The organism is Parasphingorhabdus halotolerans (genome assembly GCF_012516475.1).
GTDB lineage: Bacteria > Pseudomonadota > Alphaproteobacteria > Sphingomonadales > Sphingomonadaceae > Parasphingorhabdus > Parasphingorhabdus halotolerans.
The window spans coordinates 29,943-44,727 of record NZ_CP051217.1 but is presented as its reverse complement, the minus strand read 5'-3'; the positions used below and the strand labels follow the sequence as shown (position 1 = coordinate 44,727).

Annotated in this window: 16 protein-coding genes; 5 read left to right on the top strand and 11 right to left on the bottom strand. The window is 52.6% G+C overall.

The window, feature by feature from the left end:
• Positions 1–20: 20 nt before the first annotated feature.
• Complete coding sequence (gene guaB / locus HF685_RS00255) at positions 21–1,487, bottom strand: IMP dehydrogenase (RefSeq protein ID WP_168817559.1); 1,467 nt, start codon at positions 1,485–1,487, stop codon at positions 21–23.
• Positions 1,488–1,536: 49 nt separating this feature from the next.
• Positions 1,537–3,039, bottom strand: coding sequence for a M28 family peptidase (locus HF685_RS00250; RefSeq protein WP_168817556.1), 1,503 nt, complete (start codon positions 3,037–3,039; stop codon positions 1,537–1,539).
• 103 nt (positions 3,040–3,142) lie between these two features.
• On the opposite strand from HF685_RS00250, the gene HF685_RS00245 reads away from it, so the two are divergent.
• Together HF685_RS00245 and HF685_RS00240 are read left to right on the top strand one after the other, a co-directional pair.
• On the top strand, positions 3,143–4,117 hold the full coding sequence (locus tag HF685_RS00245; protein ID WP_168817554.1) for an SPFH domain-containing protein: 975 nt from the start codon (positions 3,143–3,145) through the stop codon (positions 4,115–4,117).
• A gap of 26 nt (positions 4,118–4,143) precedes the next feature.
• Positions 4,144–4,620, top strand: coding sequence for an NfeD family protein (locus HF685_RS00240; protein ID WP_168817552.1), 477 nt, complete (start codon positions 4,144–4,146; stop codon positions 4,618–4,620).
• 31 nt (positions 4,621–4,651) lie between these two features.
• On the opposite strand, the gene HF685_RS00235 is transcribed toward HF685_RS00240, so the two are convergent.
• From HF685_RS00235 to HF685_RS00230, 3 genes are read right to left on the bottom strand one after another with little or no spacing between them, the layout of a single operon-like run.
• On the bottom strand, positions 4,652–4,909 hold the full coding sequence (locus HF685_RS00235) for a hypothetical protein (RefSeq protein ID WP_168817550.1): 258 nt from the start codon (positions 4,907–4,909) through the stop codon (positions 4,652–4,654).
• Positions 4,910–5,032 (bottom strand): hypothetical protein, encoded by a 123-nt coding sequence (locus HF685_RS16465; RefSeq protein WP_281352806.1) that lies wholly within the window; start codon positions 5,030–5,032, stop codon positions 4,910–4,912.
• Between the two features lie 24 nt (positions 5,033–5,056).
• Positions 5,057–5,632, bottom strand: coding sequence for a DUF937 domain-containing protein (locus HF685_RS00230; protein WP_168817548.1), 576 nt, complete (start codon positions 5,630–5,632; stop codon positions 5,057–5,059).
• Between the two features lie 236 nt (positions 5,633–5,868).
• Here HF685_RS00230 and HF685_RS00225 point away from each other — a divergent pair, with 236 nt between their 5' ends.
• Together HF685_RS00225 and HF685_RS00220 are read left to right on the top strand one after the other, a co-directional pair.
• On the top strand, positions 5,869–6,240 hold the full coding sequence (locus tag HF685_RS00225) for a DUF3597 domain-containing protein (protein ID WP_168817546.1): 372 nt from the start codon (positions 5,869–5,871) through the stop codon (positions 6,238–6,240).
• Between the two features lie 39 nt (positions 6,241–6,279).
• Positions 6,280–6,939, top strand: a complete 660-nt coding sequence (locus HF685_RS00220; RefSeq protein ID WP_168817544.1) for a uracil-DNA glycosylase — start codon at positions 6,280–6,282, stop codon at positions 6,937–6,939.
• Here HF685_RS00220 and HF685_RS00215 read toward each other — a convergent pair.
• The 6 genes from HF685_RS00215 to HF685_RS00190 all read right to left on the bottom strand — a co-directional run bounded on the left by HF685_RS00215 (position 6,930) and on the right by HF685_RS00190 (position 12,659).
• Entirely contained in the window at positions 6,930–7,589 is a 660-nt protein-coding gene (locus HF685_RS00215; RefSeq protein ID WP_246218672.1) for a L,D-transpeptidase family protein, read from the bottom strand. The two genes, HF685_RS00220 and HF685_RS00215, sit on opposite strands and share 10 nt — an antisense overlap.
• Before the next feature lie 41 nt (positions 7,590–7,630).
• Entirely contained in the window at positions 7,631–8,482 is an 852-nt protein-coding gene (gene aguB, locus HF685_RS00210; protein ID WP_168817542.1) for an N-carbamoylputrescine amidase, read from the bottom strand.
• Positions 8,483–8,490: 8 nt separating this feature from the next.
• Entirely contained in the window at positions 8,491–8,841 is a 351-nt protein-coding gene (locus tag HF685_RS00205) for a DUF3147 family protein (RefSeq protein ID WP_168817540.1), read from the bottom strand.
• A 15-nt stretch (positions 8,842–8,856) separates the two neighbouring features.
• Positions 8,857–9,813 carry a class I SAM-dependent methyltransferase gene (locus HF685_RS16035; protein WP_211051267.1) on the bottom strand — a complete coding sequence of 319 codons (957 nt, stop codon included), beginning with the start codon at positions 9,811–9,813 and terminating at the stop codon, positions 8,857–8,859.
• Positions 9,814–9,940: 127 nt separating this feature from the next.
• Complete coding sequence (locus HF685_RS00195) at positions 9,941–10,924, bottom strand: agmatine deiminase family protein (protein ID WP_168817538.1); 984 nt, start codon at positions 10,922–10,924, stop codon at positions 9,941–9,943.
• Between the two features lie 19 nt (positions 10,925–10,943).
• The gene (locus HF685_RS00190) at positions 10,944–12,659 is read right to left on the bottom strand and encodes a M28 family metallopeptidase (protein ID WP_425500165.1); all 1,716 of its coding nucleotides are present in this window, start codon (positions 12,657–12,659) and stop codon (positions 10,944–10,946) included.
• A 128-nt stretch (positions 12,660–12,787) separates the two neighbouring features.
• On the opposite strand from HF685_RS00190, the gene HF685_RS00185 reads away from it, so the two are divergent.
• Positions 12,788–14,746, top strand: a complete 1,959-nt coding sequence (locus HF685_RS00185; protein WP_211051265.1) for a S9 family peptidase — start codon at positions 12,788–12,790, stop codon at positions 14,744–14,746.
• Positions 14,747–14,785: the final 39 nt, after the last annotated feature.

Sequence of the window (14,785 nt, the reverse complement as noted above, 5' to 3'; positions counted from 1 at the left end):
GCAGGTCTCACAAGTTCAACTTAGCGCGTAGGATAATTCGGCGCTTCCCGCGTAATCGCGACATCATGAACGTGGCTTTCCTGCAAACCGGCATTGGTAATGCGGATAAATTCCGCCCGCTTCTGCAAATCTTCAATCGTTGCAGAACCGGTATAACCCATTGCCGCCTTCACACCGCCCACGAGCTGATGGATAACATCACGGGCTGGGCCTTTGAACGGCACTTGCCCTTCAATGCCTTCCGGCACCAGTTTCATCTGGTCCTTAATGTCTTGCTGGAAATAGCGATCCGCCGACCCGCGCGCCATTGCGCCAACGCTGCCCATGCCGCGATAGCTTTTATAGGACCTGCCCTGATAGAGGAAAGTTTCGCCCGGCGCTTCTTCGGTTCCCGCCAGAAGCGACCCGATCATCACCGATGATGCGCCAGCAGCCAGTGCCTTGGCAACATCCCCAGATGTCCGAAGACCGCCATCAGCCACCACGGGAATACCCGATTTTGCTGCTTCTTCCGCGCAATCCATGACCGCTGTAAGCTGAGGCACGCCGACGCCTGCGACAACCCGCGTTGTGCAAATTGAGCCGGGGCCAATGCCGACTTTAATCCCGTCCGCACCAGCATCAATAAGCGCCCGTGTCGCCGCTGCGGTAGCCACGTTCCCGGCGACGATCTGCGTGCTATTCGAGCGTTTCTTTATCTCTTCCACCGAGCGTGCGACCATCGCGCTATGACCATGAGCCGTGTCGACAACGATGAGGTCACATTCAGCGTCGATCAACGCCAATGTCCGCTCCAGACCTGAATCTCCAACCGTAGAAGCCGCAGCAACCCGAAGGCGCCCCGTTCCATCTTTGGTCGCATGCGGATAAAGCACCGCTTTCTCGATATCCTTAACCGTGATCAGACCTACGCAGCGATAATCATCATCAACCACCAAAAGCTTCTCAATCCGCCTCTGGTGGAGCATCCGGCGCGCTTCTTCCTGACCCACGCCGATTGGTACGGTGACAAGATTTTCCTTGGTCATCAGTTCGGAAATCTTTTGCTTGGGGTTTTCCGCGAACCGAACATCGCGGTTGGTCAATATTCCTACCAGTTTGCCGCTTTTCTCGACAACCGGAATACCGGATATGCGATTTTGCGCCATAGTCGCCTCGGCATCGGCCAGCGTCGCATCAGGTGAAATCGTAATCGGATTCACCACCATGCCGGATTCAAACCGCTTTACCTGCCGCACCGCAGCGATCTGCTGATCCAGCGTCAAATTGCGATGCAACACCCCAATACCGCCCATTTGCGCCATGACGATTGCCATATCTGCTTCGGTAACAGTATCCATTGCCGACGAAATTACCGGAATATTGAGGCCAATTTCCTTGGTCAGCCAGGTCTTTGTATCAGCTTGGCTAGGCACGATTTCGGAAGCGGCCGGTTGCAGCAGAACATCATCAAATGTCAGGCCTAGCCGGATTTCTTTACTGCTCATGATGGCCACTTTCTAAATACAAAATTTGATTCTGTGGCGGCCCATGTAATCAGTTTGCCTGCTTATCGCTAGTGGCCTTTTTGGAATAAGTTGCGGTGCTGGCAAAATACCGGCCCAGAGCGACATGGAAATTGGCATCATCGGCAGCGCCACCAAGCAATAATTCGCCATCCGCTTCATCTGAAACATCGTGATAGCGCCCCGCCAAATAAGCATCCAGCCGTTGCTGATCAGAAAATGCGCTTGTGATCATGAACGTGGGAATACCGCGTTCAAGAAAAACAAATCCGTCCTGACGTTTGAGAAACGCATTGGCTTTGTCGGTTTTGTCGATTTCCCTCCCTTCGGTTTTGGCAATGTTCTCAATTTCCTCATCCAGTTCGGTTTTACCGCGCCCTACAACAGCAATCAGTTTTCCATCCGGTGCCAGCGCCACCGTGTCTGCATTGAATACAGCTACCAGTTTATCAAGCGACACAGCAGGATGTTCCGCAAACGCGCGCGCGCCGAGCAGACCTGTTTCTTCGGCTGTCGTTGCCAGAATATAAATGTCGCGATCATGCGGAATTCTGGCAAGCCGTTTGGCGACTTCGATCAACAACGATATACCGCTGGCGTTATCAACCGCGCCATTGCAGATCCGGTCGGCTTCTCCCTCTGCCCGACATTCCCCGAAATGATCCCAGTGACCCAGAAAAAGTACCGCACCACTTTCCGGGTGCTTGCCCGGTATTTTGCCAATTACGTTGTGAGAAACATAATCATGTATCCGGGTTTCAACATCGATATCGGCATGAACTGGTAGCGGCTGAGGCTCAAAATCATCCAACCTTGCCATTGCAACAAGCCCATCTGCATTTAAGCCGGACTTTCGCATCAGTTTCGCGAATTGTTTCGTGCTGATAATACCTTCTATCGAAGCATGCTCACCCTCCCCGGCAAGCGTGGCGCTGGCGGTTAGGTAGCGCCGCGCGGACCGCCGCCAGCGGGTTTTATCGTCAATCACCGTCAATACGCCCAAAGCTCCCGCCGCAATCAGGTTCGCTTTGCGTTTGCGATAGTCAGGGAAATCTTCCCGCTCTCCTGGGGCTTCGAGGAGCATGATCGCCAGTTTTCCCGAAACAGCTTGCCGCAATGCCGCTGCGTTACCGGTTCCGTAACCGGCAAATATCATCTGTGCGTCCGACATGCTGGCAGATTGCATCGCACCGCGCAGAATTACCTCTTTGGAATCGATGCGGAGTTTCTTTGATCGCTGCCCGTCATAGTGAACCAACGATATGTCGTGCTTGACTGGTGTCCGGTCGACAAGTTGCACGGGCGTGTACCACGATCCGTTTTCGCCTGCCGGAACTACTCCGGCTTCACGCCACTGCGTCGCAATGTAATTAACCGCTTTATTCTCGCCTTCAGTGCCTGGCTTTCGTCCCTCAAATTCATCGCTGGCCAGAATTTCGATGTGCCCGCGCAAATCTGCTTCGGTGATCGGAGCGGCATCGGCAGAGTGCGAGAAACTGAAACACAGCCAAACAAAAACCAATCGAAAAACCATATTATACAATAACCCTGTGTATCCCCGAAAAATTACCTTTTCCCTTGGCATTTTGGCGCAAATAATCAATGATAAACGGACTTCAATCAAAAGGATGCCTGTCATGGGAACTTCGCTGTTGCTGCTAGTACTGCTGGTCACAATTATCTACCTGTTCGCCAGTATAAAAATCGTTCGGCAGGGCTATCATTATACGATTGAATATTTCGGTCGGTTCACGACCACTGCGCAGCCCGGTTTCAATTTCTTTCCTGCGTTTCTGTATCGCGTTGGCCGCAAGGTTAACATGATGGAGCAGGTACTGGATATTCCCGGCCAGGAAATCATCACCAAAGACAATGCCATGATATCTACCGATGGCGTGGTGTTCTTCCAGGTGCTTGATGCGCCCAAAGCCGCTTATGAGGTCAATGACCTGTATAATGCCATTCTCAATCTCGTGACGACGAACTTGCGTACGGTGATGGGCTCAATGGATCTGGACGAAACCCTGTCCAAACGCGACGAAATCAATGGACGCCTGCTCACCGTTATTGATGATGCGACCACGCCCTGGGGCATTAAAATCACGCGCGTGGAAATCAAGGATATCCGGCCACCGCAAGATATCATCAATGCAATGGCCCGGCAGATGAAAGCGGAGCGTGAAAAACGCGCCAATATTCTTGATGCGGAAGGCGCGAGAGCTTCCGAAATTCTGCGATCGGAAGGTGAAAAGCAAGGACAGATTTTGCAGGCGGAAGGCCGCAAGGAGGCCGCTTTCCGCGATGCCGAGGCGCGTGAACGCGAAGCTGAAGCAGAGGCCAAAGCGACGCAAGTTGTCTCCGACGCTATCGCGGGCGGAAACTCCAAGGCAATCAACTATTTCATAGCGCAGGAATACGTGAAAGCAATATCGGGCTTTGCGACGTCACCAAACGCCAAGACAATATTGTTCCCGGTTGAAGCCACGCAGTTGATGGGCACTTTAGGCGGCATTGGCGAGCTTGCAAAAGATGCTTTGAAAGACGCAGCGGTGATACCCACCCCGCCATCGCCGCCAAGACGGAAGGGTCCGTTTGAAAACCCCGGTGAATAGCAGAGCAATGATTTGGAACATGCGTGATGGATGATTTTTCTATAAATAATCCGGAATACGTCTGGCTATCGCTCGCCGCTTTGCTGGCGCTGGCAGAATTGTTTGTTCCGGGCGTATTCCTGATCTGGGTGGCAGCAGCGGCAGCGGTCACAGGCATATTGTCGTTGTTTATAGACTTGACCGTAGCCGGTCAGCTGACGGCCTTTGGCGTAGCGACGATTGCCTCTGTGCTTGGTGGACGGCGCTGGTATCTGACAAATATTGTCACCAGTGAAGACCCATTGCTCAACAACAAAGCGGCCCGCCTGATCGGCACAACCGTTACCGTTGTGTCTCCGGTCAACGCCACGTCAGGCAGGGTCAAAGTCGGCGACGGTGAATGGCCGGCGCGCGGACCCGCTCTTGAAAAGGGCGAAACCGCGCGTATCGTAGATGTGGCGAACGGGACCTTGATCCTTGAGGAAATGCCGAAACAGGTAGAATCCGGCAAAACGGTTTCCTGAAGTAGGTCTCTCTCTGCTGGGCCAGCCCCGGCTACTTCTTGAAGAAGCCTTTTGCCATATCGGTGATATCATTAAGCGGATTACCGTCTCCATCCCGGTCAAGAAAACCGCTGACTTTGCCAAAGAGGCCATCATCACCGCCAAGTTTTTCCATCAACCCGCCCTCACCATCAAAACCGGCTTTTTCTGCCATCGCTGGCAGCAAGCCTTTTAGTTTCTCGGCATCAACACCAGCTTCTGCGGCCGCCTCTTTTATCGCTGTGGCCTTATCAGTCGTGCCATCGCGCAACTAGCTGAACAGCGCTTCTCCGCCGGATTTCAATTCGTCGGCGGTCATGCCAACCTTCTCAGCCATCGATTCAAGATTTACACCGTCAGGCAGCATATTCATTACATTGTCCAAAAGGCCCATTTCCCGTCTCCTCGTTTGGCGCTGTTAGCGCATTAATTTCCCGGCCATACCAATAATATCGTCCAGCGGGTTTCCGTCGCCATCGAGATCAAGCAAAGATCCAATGCCACCCATAGCACCGCCTGAGGAGGCCTTGTTTCCACCGCCAAGCAATCCACCAATCAGTCCGCCGATGCCACCACCACCAGATTCTTCGCCGCTTTGCTTTGCCATGTAGCCAGCGACCATCATCGCAACCACGGGAAGCATTTTCTTTAACAGATCGCTGCTAATTCCCGTTTGCTGCGCTGCTCCGGCAGCAACCGTACGGCTCACTTCCTTCGAGCCAAAAATATTACCGAGAATTTCATTGCCCTTATTGACCGGTGTAGGCTGAGAACCGAGAACACTATCGAGCAATCCACCGCCGCCGAGCTGGCCCAGCAATCCGCCTAGCCCTTCAAGCCCGGAAGGTTGCGCTTGAGTCGTCTTCTTGAAGCCCCCCAAAATAGCGGGCAACAACGCTGCTGCGCCCGCCTGAGCAACGCTCTCGTTAATGCCCAATTCCTTGGCCATGGTGCCAATGCCGCCCGATTGCTGCAACACATCTAGAATATTCATAGCGTCTCTCCATATTCGCGGGAACTTTAGCGAGTCCCTGTTTTTCCGGAGGTTCACTTAGCACAATTTATTGGCCGAAACCCATTTTTTGGAATCTTTACCAATGTTTACATCGCCAAACTGGTCAAAATTGAAAATAAAGCGGTCCACCATTTGACTCTTGGACCAGCAACTCCGAAATACCTTCTAAGAGTGATCAAAAGAAGACTCGAATTATTCAGAATGAGGAGCAAAACATGAGCATATTTGGTAAAATCAAGAGCGCAATTTTTGGCGGTGAAGCAAAAGCGGCTGAACCAGCGGCTGCACCGGCTGCTATTCCAATGGAAAACAAGCCAGCGGCACGGGCAGCCATCACCGAAGTTGATGTCGCAGCGCGTCTCGACAATGTACCTGGCTCCGACAAATTGAACTGGCGCACTTCGATCGTGGATCTGATGAAACTGGTCCAGATTGATGCAAGCTACGAAAACCGCAAGGAACTGGCCGCCGAACTCGGCATCACCGGCTACGGCGGGAGCGCCGAAGATAATATCGCGCTGCACAAACGCGTGATGAGCGAAATCGCAGCCAATGGCGGCATTGTTCCTGCGGATTTGAAAGACTGATATTCCGCAAGCAACAAACGGCAAAAAATGGCGGGGGCTATGAGCAATCATAGTCCCCTTCCTTTTGCCGAAGCGCCATCCGGTTGCCGCCGTTGCCCGCGTTTGGTCAAGCTGCGCAAATCGCTCCGCAAGGAGCATCCTGATTGGTGGAATGCGCCGGTCCCCGCCTTTGGCGATCCCGATGCGTGGCTGGCAATTGTCGGCCTTGCTCCGGGAAAGGAAGGCGCAAACCGCACCGGCAGGCCGTTTACAGGCGACGCATCGGGTGAATTGCTATTTGCAACGCTGGATAAGGTCGGCCTTTCAACCGGAACTTTCCGTTCAAGTATCGATGATCGCGTGACGTTAAATGGTGCGATTATCCTGAACGCGGTAAAATGTCTGCCGCCTGAGAATAAACCAACAGGTGTCGAGATTAACAATTGCCGCGATTATCTGGCAAAGGCGCTGAACGCTCTGCCGAATCTTAAAGTCATTCTGGTACTCGGCAAAATCGCGCATGATAGCATCATGCGGATGTCCGGGCAGAAGCTGGCGGATCATAAGTTTGCGCACGGTGCGCGTCATCAATTGCCTGATGGCCGCGTCCTGATCGACAGCTATCATTGCAGCCGATATAATGTGAATACCAGGCGGTTGACGGTGGAGATGTTTGAGGAAGTTTTCCAGTCAATCGTAGATGGGGTCAGTCACCCGTAAATATCTCGTTGCCAGTTCCGCGTCACCAGCACCTTATCGCCCTTGCGGACATTGGAAAATAGTTTCCGGGCAAATTCGAGCGGCACACCGATACATCCATGGGTCGCAGAAACATCGTCAACGTCCGAACCGTGGATCGCGACGCCCTGCCAGGTCAACCGCAGATTATAAGGCATCGGCGCGCCATCATAGGTGCTGCTATAATGATCAGCGTCCTTCTCCAATATCGGAAAGACGCCGGTGGGTGTGTTATATTGCTCCCAGCCGCGGGTGATTTTCGAACGCGCTATTTCGGCACCTGCCCGATAAACATAGAGTTGCTCAGCCTCGAGATCGACGACAATTTGCGCTGGCCCGCGAAGGCCTTGGGATTTGACGAAACTCTCATCCCAGTAATGTTCGCCAAATTCCAGCGGTCGTTCGAGCTCAACATAATGGATAACGTTGACCAGGGGCGCCGGGGCTTCTGTCACAATAGGTTTTGCTGGAGGCTGTGCGACTTGCGCTGCCTTTTTGGGCGGCAAATTGACCACATCATCGGCATATTCGACAATGAAGCGGTCGCGTGCGGTAAGCGATGACGGTATGGCCAGCGCTAACATCAGGGCCAGCCTGACGAACAGATAAGCGGTGGGATTTTCCGTAATCATGGTCGCATATTACATGGCTAACGGCCCTTTGGTCCAGATGATTAACTATCTTCGGCTAAACGCCCATAAAGCTCCGGCCGGCGATCGCGGAAAAAGCCCATGCCAGCACGGTGTTTACGGGCTTGTTCCAGATCAAAAGTGGAAACCAGAACGCCGCTTTCTACCGCGCCATATTCGAGCACGAGATCGCCCCATTCGTTGGCGATAAAGCTGTGGCCGTAGAATTTCTGGCCGTCTTCTTCGCCAATCCGGTTGCTCGCCACCACTGGCATGCAATTGCTCACCGCATGCCCCTGCATCGCGCGGCGCCACATCCGGCTGGTATCGAGATCGGCATCATAAGGTTCAGAACCAATCGCAGTGGGGTAGAATAAAATCTCTGCGCCCATCAGCGCCATCGCGCGGGCGGTTTCAGGATACCATTGGTCCCAGCATATCCCCACGCCAATAGTCGCGCCGAAAACCTGCCAGACTTTAAAGCCGCTATTGCCGGGGCGGAAGTAGAATTTTTCCTCATAGCCCGGACCGTCCGGGATATGGCTTTTGCGGTATAAACCCATGATTGCGCCATCCGGCCCGATCATCGCGACACTATTGTAATAGTGCTGACCATCGCGTTCGAAGAAGCTGGCCGGGATGGCTACGCCAAGCTTCTTGGCGAGTTTCTGCATCGCCAATACGGGCGCGCTCTCCCGCGCCGGGAAAGCCGACGCAAACAGCGCTTCGTCTTCTGTTTTACAGAAATAAGGGCCAGCGAACAGTTCAGGCGGCAAAATGACCTGCGCGCCCTGCTCCGCTGCCTGGGCAACTTGATCGCTGACGCCTTCGATATTGTCCTGTTCGCTCCCATTGAGGGCAAGCTGCAAAGCCGCGACGGTGATCTTCTGTGTCATAACCAATGCTATAGCTTGATGCCAAATCGCGCTGCAATCGGAATTGTCACGAGATAAAGAACGAAGGTCAATAGAATACCGGCTGATAGAGAAGCCCAAAAGTTCACGCCTTGCCGCAACATCATTGGAATCAGCAAGAACATCGGCAAGCTCGGGATGACGTAGAAAAATGTCGCCTGCACATGATCCGCGATCAGATTGGTGTCCCCCGTATCCCGCCACAACCAGATCATGGCGAGTATGGAAATCAGCGGCAACGATGCAATCAGCGCGCCCATCGCCGGATATCGCCGGGCAATCATCGCCACAACAGCAATGATTATCCCCGACAATATCGCGCGGACGGCAAATTCAGTCATGAATATGTTTCGGCGTTAAGGCAGTTTCATAAACAGCAATGTCATGCGATCGGACTCGCCGATGGCTTCGTATTTTGCCTTGTCTTCGGGATTGTCTTTCGATGTCCGCAGGATAGGAGGCAGCGTCCAGACGCCATCTGCATAGTCAGCAGTGTCCTTGGGATTCGCATTGATCTCGGACTGTTTCACCAGTTCAAAACCATGTGCTTTCATGAAGCTCACCACCGTGTCCGTCCGCAAATAGCCTTTGTTTCCGTCGGCATAGCTAAACGGCGTTCCATCTTTTGCCCGGTGCTGGACAATGCCGATATGACCATCGTCCTTGAGCATTTTGCGCAATGCCTTGATTTCGTTATCGGCAACATTCCAGCGCATAAGATTGTGCATCATCCGCGGGATGATGATGAAATCCGCAATAGCTGCCGTTTCATCGGTTATCTGATCGGTGGAATATGCCTTGATCTTGCTGGCTGGCAAACCGGTCATTTCGGCAACCTTGCCCGGGAATGTTTCTCCCCATGTCTTGAGCGCAGCCTTGTTTTCTTCAGGAAACGGGAGCGGCTCAGGGTTGAAATTTACCCCGACATATTGACCGCTATCGGCCAGATAGGGTGCCAGCACATTGGTGTACCAGCCGCCGCCGCCGGGAGCATATTCCCCAACCGTCATGTCAGGTGTAACACCAAAGAACTCAAGCGTTTCCATAGGATGGCGATATTGATCCCGGGCGCGGTCCTTGTCGCGGCGAGGATCAGCCAACACTGTTTTCAGTTTCGATTTTGCGGCAGCGTCCAGCATTTTGGAATGATCCATTTTGCTGTGGTCCATCTTGCTGTGGTCCATCTTGCTGTGGTCCATCTTGCTGTGGTCCATCGCCTTGCCGGCTTCTTCGTGATGTTTGGCGAATGTCGGTGTCGTACTTGCGGCAAACAATATTGTTACCGCGCTTGTCATTGCTATTTTTTTCATCATTTCATTTTTCCTCTTTGTTCCCGGGGTTGATATAACTTTTAACATAGGTGAGCTGTCGCTGCATGCAAAGTGGTTTATGGAAACGTGACCGCCGAGCTGCGCAATGGCGCTAAACGTTGGGACGTTGTTATTTTCTGTCAGCCGGGATCTGCTGGGAAATGCAGTGGAAGCTTCCGCCGCCGCGCAGCAATGCCATGCTCGGCAATCCGACAACGCGGTGCTCAGGAAATAACACTGCGATTTCTTCAACCGCTCGCGCATCGTTGGGTGCGCCATATTGCGGAACCAGCACAGCCTCGTTGCCGATATAGAAGTTCATATAGCTTGCCGGGGCTATGGCACCGTCCAATTCATAGCGTCCGACGGATGGCAGGCGCACGATGATCAACCCACATTCCGTTGCGCGCGACGCGGCGTCTTCAAAAATTGGGTTGTTGGGGTCGTTTTTTTGATCGCTTTGCGGAATCGCAACCAAGCCCGGAGCGACAAATCGCGCAAGATTGTCGACATGACCATCCGTATGATCGGCCACCAAACCTTCGCCCAGCCAAATGATATTATCGGTGCCCAATGCTTCACCGAATTTGACTTCCGCCAGCTCTTTCGCGAAAGCGCTGTTGCGATTGGGATTGAGAACACATTGCTCGGTGGTGATAATTGCGCCCGCTCCGTCACCATCGATTGCACCGCCTTCCAATATCCAGTCGTGCGCGTATACGGGCAGTTCAAAATATGCGGCAAGGCGCGGAGCGATATCTTCATCGCCCGCCATCTCGAATTTGCCACCCCAGCCATTGAAACGGAAATCATTGGCGATCCTGTCATCATTGTCGATAGTGACAATCGGACCAGTATCGCGCAGCCAGATATCCCCAAATGGCTCGACGATAACGCTTACGGATTTACTCACGAGAGCAGTTGCTGCGTTCGCATCACCCTGGTCTCGACAGACGAGAACCACCCGCTCGCCGCGCCCATCATCGCAAACGGCATCGGCAAAAGCAGCAACTTCGCGCTGCGCTTCGTCCAGTCCAACAGGCCACTCCGCCGGGTTGCCGGGGAAACCGATAAACACCGCTTCATGTGGCTCCCATTCAGCAGGCCATCTCATAACAGTTCAAGAAGCGCTCCTAGCTTCCAGCGCGGCTTTTATCACGGATACTGCGGAACTCGTCGCCTTCATTCCAATTGGGCCAGTCATCGGTCATCGCCAGCATCCGGGCAACGGTATAATAGACTTTCAGGTCACTCATTACGCCGTCCCAGTTCCAGTCCGGATTATATTCATCCTTTGGTCCATGGTATTTGTTTTCGGTGTAATCCAGACTGATCGCTTCACCCGCCTCGCGACCGCCATCAACCAGATCTTCTCCGCCTTCAAAATAGATCATCGGCACCCCGAGCTTAGCAAAGCTGAAATGATCCGAGCGGTAGTAAAAACCTTTCTCCGGTGTCGGCTCAGCCTCGGCAACACGGCCATCGGCGGTTAAAGCGCTTTCCAGATAGCGGTCGAGCTGCGATTTTCCTTTGCCAACCACAACGACGTTCTTGGCTGGCCCCGCCATACCAAAGGCATCCATGTTGACGCCACCAACGGTTTTGTCGAGCGGATAGATCGGGTTGTCGGCATAATATTTGGAACCCAGCAATCCTGACTCCTCCGCCGTCACAGCGAGGAAGATAATGCTACGATCCGGCGCGCCTGCTTTCACATGCGCTTCAGCCAGCGCGACCAAGGCGGCAGTGCCTGTGGCGTTGTCCACCGCGCCATTGCAAATATCATCACCATCGGGTGCTGGTTTGCAACGGCCCAAGTGGTCCCAATGGGCTGTATAGATAACATATTCATCAGGCCGGGTTTTACCTTTGAGAATTCCGACAACGTTCTTGCTATCGGTCTTCTTGATCGTGTTTTCCAACGATGCACTTGCGGTCAGGCCCAAAGGAACAGCCTTGAAGCCCTTCTTCTTGGCCGCAGTCATCTGGGCGGCCATATCCTGACCAGCAGCTGCGAATATCTTGGCCGCTGCGTCTTTTTGAATCCATCCGTTGGCCTTGGTCTGGCTGGCGCCGCCATCGCTCGATTGCGCGTAAAACTGCTCACCAGTCCAGCTCGATTCGACAACATTCCAGCCGTAAGCCGCCGGATCGGTATCGTGGATTATGATCGCAGCCGCTGCGCCTTGCCGCGCCGCTTCTTCATATTTGTAAGTCCACCGACCATAGTAAGTCATCGCCCGACCACCAAATTCGCCTTCCAGGCTTTCGGTGCCAAAATCAGGATCGTTGACCAATATGACAACCGTCTTGCCCTTGACGTCGACACCGTCATAGTCACTCCAGCCGCGTTCGGGCGCGGTAATACCATAGCCGACAAACACCATTTCACTATCTGTGATATCGATTTTCGCTTGTTCCTGATAGCTGGTAAAAACATAGTCCGAGCCAAAGTTGAAACTCAGGTTCGCGTCCTTACCCTTGATCGTCAGCGGACTGGTTTTGGTTGCGGTTATGCCAACCAGCGGCACATCCTGATACCAGCTATCACCATTGCCGGGTTCCAGGCCCGCATCCGCAAATTTCTTGGTCAGCAGCGCAAGCGTTTTCTCTTCACCAGCCGTTCCCGGCGCACGCCCTTCATAGGCATCTGAAGAAAGCTCCTCGGTGATCGACTTCATCGTTTCTACCGACAATTCGGGAGCGGCAATTTCCGGCATGTCTGCGGCAACATCAACATTGTCAATTTTCTTGCATGCGGAAATGAGCAACACAGGCAGCGTCAAAGCTGCGACCATTTTCAAATTCATAGTGCGATCCTCTACCAATATGGTTTCATTTGCGCTCATTTGGCAGAGCTTGGGCCGTCGTGCAAGTTTTTGGATTAGCGCCAATGCTTGGTGAATCCGATTTTATTTGAGAAATAGTGAACGACCACGTAATGTCTCGGTAATACCTTAGTAACCGGGGGATCAACGTGCGTAAACTTTCAAAAAAGATAATAATTTCTATACTACTCGCCGGAGTGGCGTCCACCGCCGCTTCCGCCAATGAACAAGCAAAAATATTTGGGCAGATGCCTGCCGTTGCAGACATCAGCCTGTCCCCCGATGGCAAGAAAATCGCTTTTATATCTCCAGGTCCCGGAACCCGGACAGACCTCTATTCAATTGATCTCGACAAAGGCAATTCGCCCCTGCGTGTCACCACCTCGTCTGGCGAACCGGACAATCTATATTGGTGCGGCTGGACTTCAGATATTCGGCTGGCCTGCAAAACTGTTGGGACAACCGAATATGCTGGCCAGTTATACAGTCTCTCCAAGGTGTTTGCAGTCAATATGGATGGCAGTGATCCGCAACTGTTGACGAAAAAACAAGGTCAGAATGCCCTTGGTTACAGCCTTGGCGGCGGAGATATTATCGATTGGTTGCCGGGCGAAGAAAATAAAATCATGATGTCGCGTTACCATCTGGCAGAAGAAAAAATCGGAACACGGATTGCGAAAACAAAAAATGGTTTGGCTGCCGAGATTATCGACACCACCAACGGTCGGGCAAACTACGCAGAGCGCCCATCGGAGGAAGCGGTTGAATATATAACCGATGGCATCGGAAATGTTCGAATCAAGGGCATGCGAACCAAATTGGGCGGAACCGAACTGGATAGCGGTGAGATCAAATATTTCTATGAACTCGATGGAAAGTGGGCGTCACTGGGCGAGTTAAATTACGCGAACCGAACAGGGTTTAATCCTTACGCTGTGGACGCCGCCACAAATCGCGCATTTGGTTTTCAACCGATTGACGGACGCAAAGCACTGGTGGCTATTGCATTGGATGGAAGTGGCAATGAAGAGGTCGTCTTGAAACACGATAAAGTGGATGTGAATGGGTTAATACGTATTGGCCGCAAAAATCGGGTAGTCGGGGGCAGCTATGCGCTGGAGAAGCGTACCGGAATCTACTTTGATACAGAACTTGCAAATTTGGCGAGTGCGCTCGGGAAAGCGCTGGGAGAAGATTACTCCGTTCAGTTTTCCGATGCAAATCTGGACGAATCCAAACTGCTGATCTGGGGTGGATCCGATATTGATCCCGGCCAATATTTTCTCTTTGATAAAGCCTCGAAAGAGCTCAGGCCTCTTTTGGGCGTCAGGCCTTCCCTGGAAAACTCAAAATTGGGGCGGGTAAAACCGATTAGCTATCCAGCAGCGGATGGGACCATGATACCAGGTTATTTGACGCTGCCACCTGATTCGACAGGCAAGAATATTCCAGCCATTGTAATGCCACATGGTGGACCGGAAAGTCGCGATGAATGGGGCTTTAACTGGCTAGCGCAGTTTTACGTTAGTCAGGGCTTTGCCGTTCTTCAGCCAAATTTCAGGGGTTCCGCTGGTTACGGTGATGAATGGTACAAGAAGAACGGATTTCAGTCATGGCGCACATCGGTAGGAGATGTCACCGATGCGGGTAAATGGTTGGTTGCTCAAGGAATTGCGAAGCCATCGGCGCTTTCAATTGTTGGCTGGTCCTATGGCGGTTACGCGGCGTTGCAATCTGCTGTATTGGCACCAGATCTCTTTAAGGCCGTCGTTGCAATTGCCCCAGTTACCGATCTGCTGATGTTGAAAAACGATTCCAAAGGCTATTATGACCAAGCTGTGGTCCGCGATTACGTCGGAGCTGGACCACATATCAAAGAAGGGTCGCCCGCCCAAAATGCCACCGTGATCAAAGCTCCTGTCATGTTGTTTCATGGTGAATATGATCGCAACGTAGAAATCCGTCATTCGCGTGCAATGCAAGACAGTCTGAAAGCCGTGAGTAAACCGGTGACTTTTGTTGAATATAAAGGATTAGAGCACAGTCTACGTAATTCTGCTGCGCGTATCGACATGCTCACCAAGTCTGCTGCATTTTTACCGAAATAGTTTTTTTGCAGTGAACGCAAAAAGGGCGGCTCATTGGCC

What these genes read in the sequence shown, in the direction of transcription:
- guaB (WP_168817559.1), bottom strand. Translation starts at nt 1,487, where the DNA reads ATGAGCAGTAAAGAAATCCGGCTAGGCCTGACATTTGATGATGTTCTG.
- HF685_RS00250 (WP_168817556.1), bottom strand. Translation starts at nt 3,039, where the DNA reads ATGGTTTTTCGATTGGTTTTTGTTTGGCTGTGTTTCAGTTTCTCGCAC.
- HF685_RS00245 (WP_168817554.1), top strand. Translation starts at nt 3,143, where the DNA reads ATGGGAACTTCGCTGTTGCTGCTAGTACTGCTGGTCACAATTATCTAC.
- HF685_RS00240 (WP_168817552.1), top strand. Translation starts at nt 4,144, where the DNA reads ATGGATGATTTTTCTATAAATAATCCGGAATACGTCTGGCTATCGCTC.
- HF685_RS16465 (WP_281352806.1), bottom strand. Translation starts at nt 5,032, where the DNA reads ATGGGCCTTTTGGACAATGTAATGAATATGCTGCCTGACGGTGTAAAT.
- HF685_RS00230 (WP_168817548.1), bottom strand. Translation starts at nt 5,632, where the DNA reads ATGAATATTCTAGATGTGTTGCAGCAATCGGGCGGCATTGGCACCATG.
- HF685_RS00225 (WP_168817546.1), top strand. Translation starts at nt 5,869, where the DNA reads ATGAGCATATTTGGTAAAATCAAGAGCGCAATTTTTGGCGGTGAAGCA.
- HF685_RS00220 (WP_168817544.1), top strand. Translation starts at nt 6,280, where the DNA reads ATGAGCAATCATAGTCCCCTTCCTTTTGCCGAAGCGCCATCCGGTTGC.
- HF685_RS00215 (WP_246218672.1), bottom strand. Translation starts at nt 7,589, where the DNA reads ATGATTACGGAAAATCCCACCGCTTATCTGTTCGTCAGGCTGGCCCTG.
- aguB (WP_168817542.1), bottom strand. Translation starts at nt 8,482, where the DNA reads ATGACACAGAAGATCACCGTCGCGGCTTTGCAGCTTGCCCTCAATGGG.
- HF685_RS00205 (WP_168817540.1), bottom strand. Translation starts at nt 8,841, where the DNA reads ATGACTGAATTTGCCGTCCGCGCGATATTGTCGGGGATAATCATTGCT.
- HF685_RS16035 (WP_211051267.1), bottom strand. Translation starts at nt 9,813, where the DNA reads ATGATGAAAAAAATAGCAATGACAAGCGCGGTAACAATATTGTTTGCC.
- HF685_RS00195 (WP_168817538.1), bottom strand. Translation starts at nt 10,924, where the DNA reads ATGAGATGGCCTGCTGAATGGGAGCCACATGAAGCGGTGTTTATCGGT.
- HF685_RS00190 (WP_425500165.1), bottom strand. Translation starts at nt 12,659, where the DNA reads ATGAGCGCAAATGAAACCATATTGGTAGAGGATCGCACTATGAATTTG.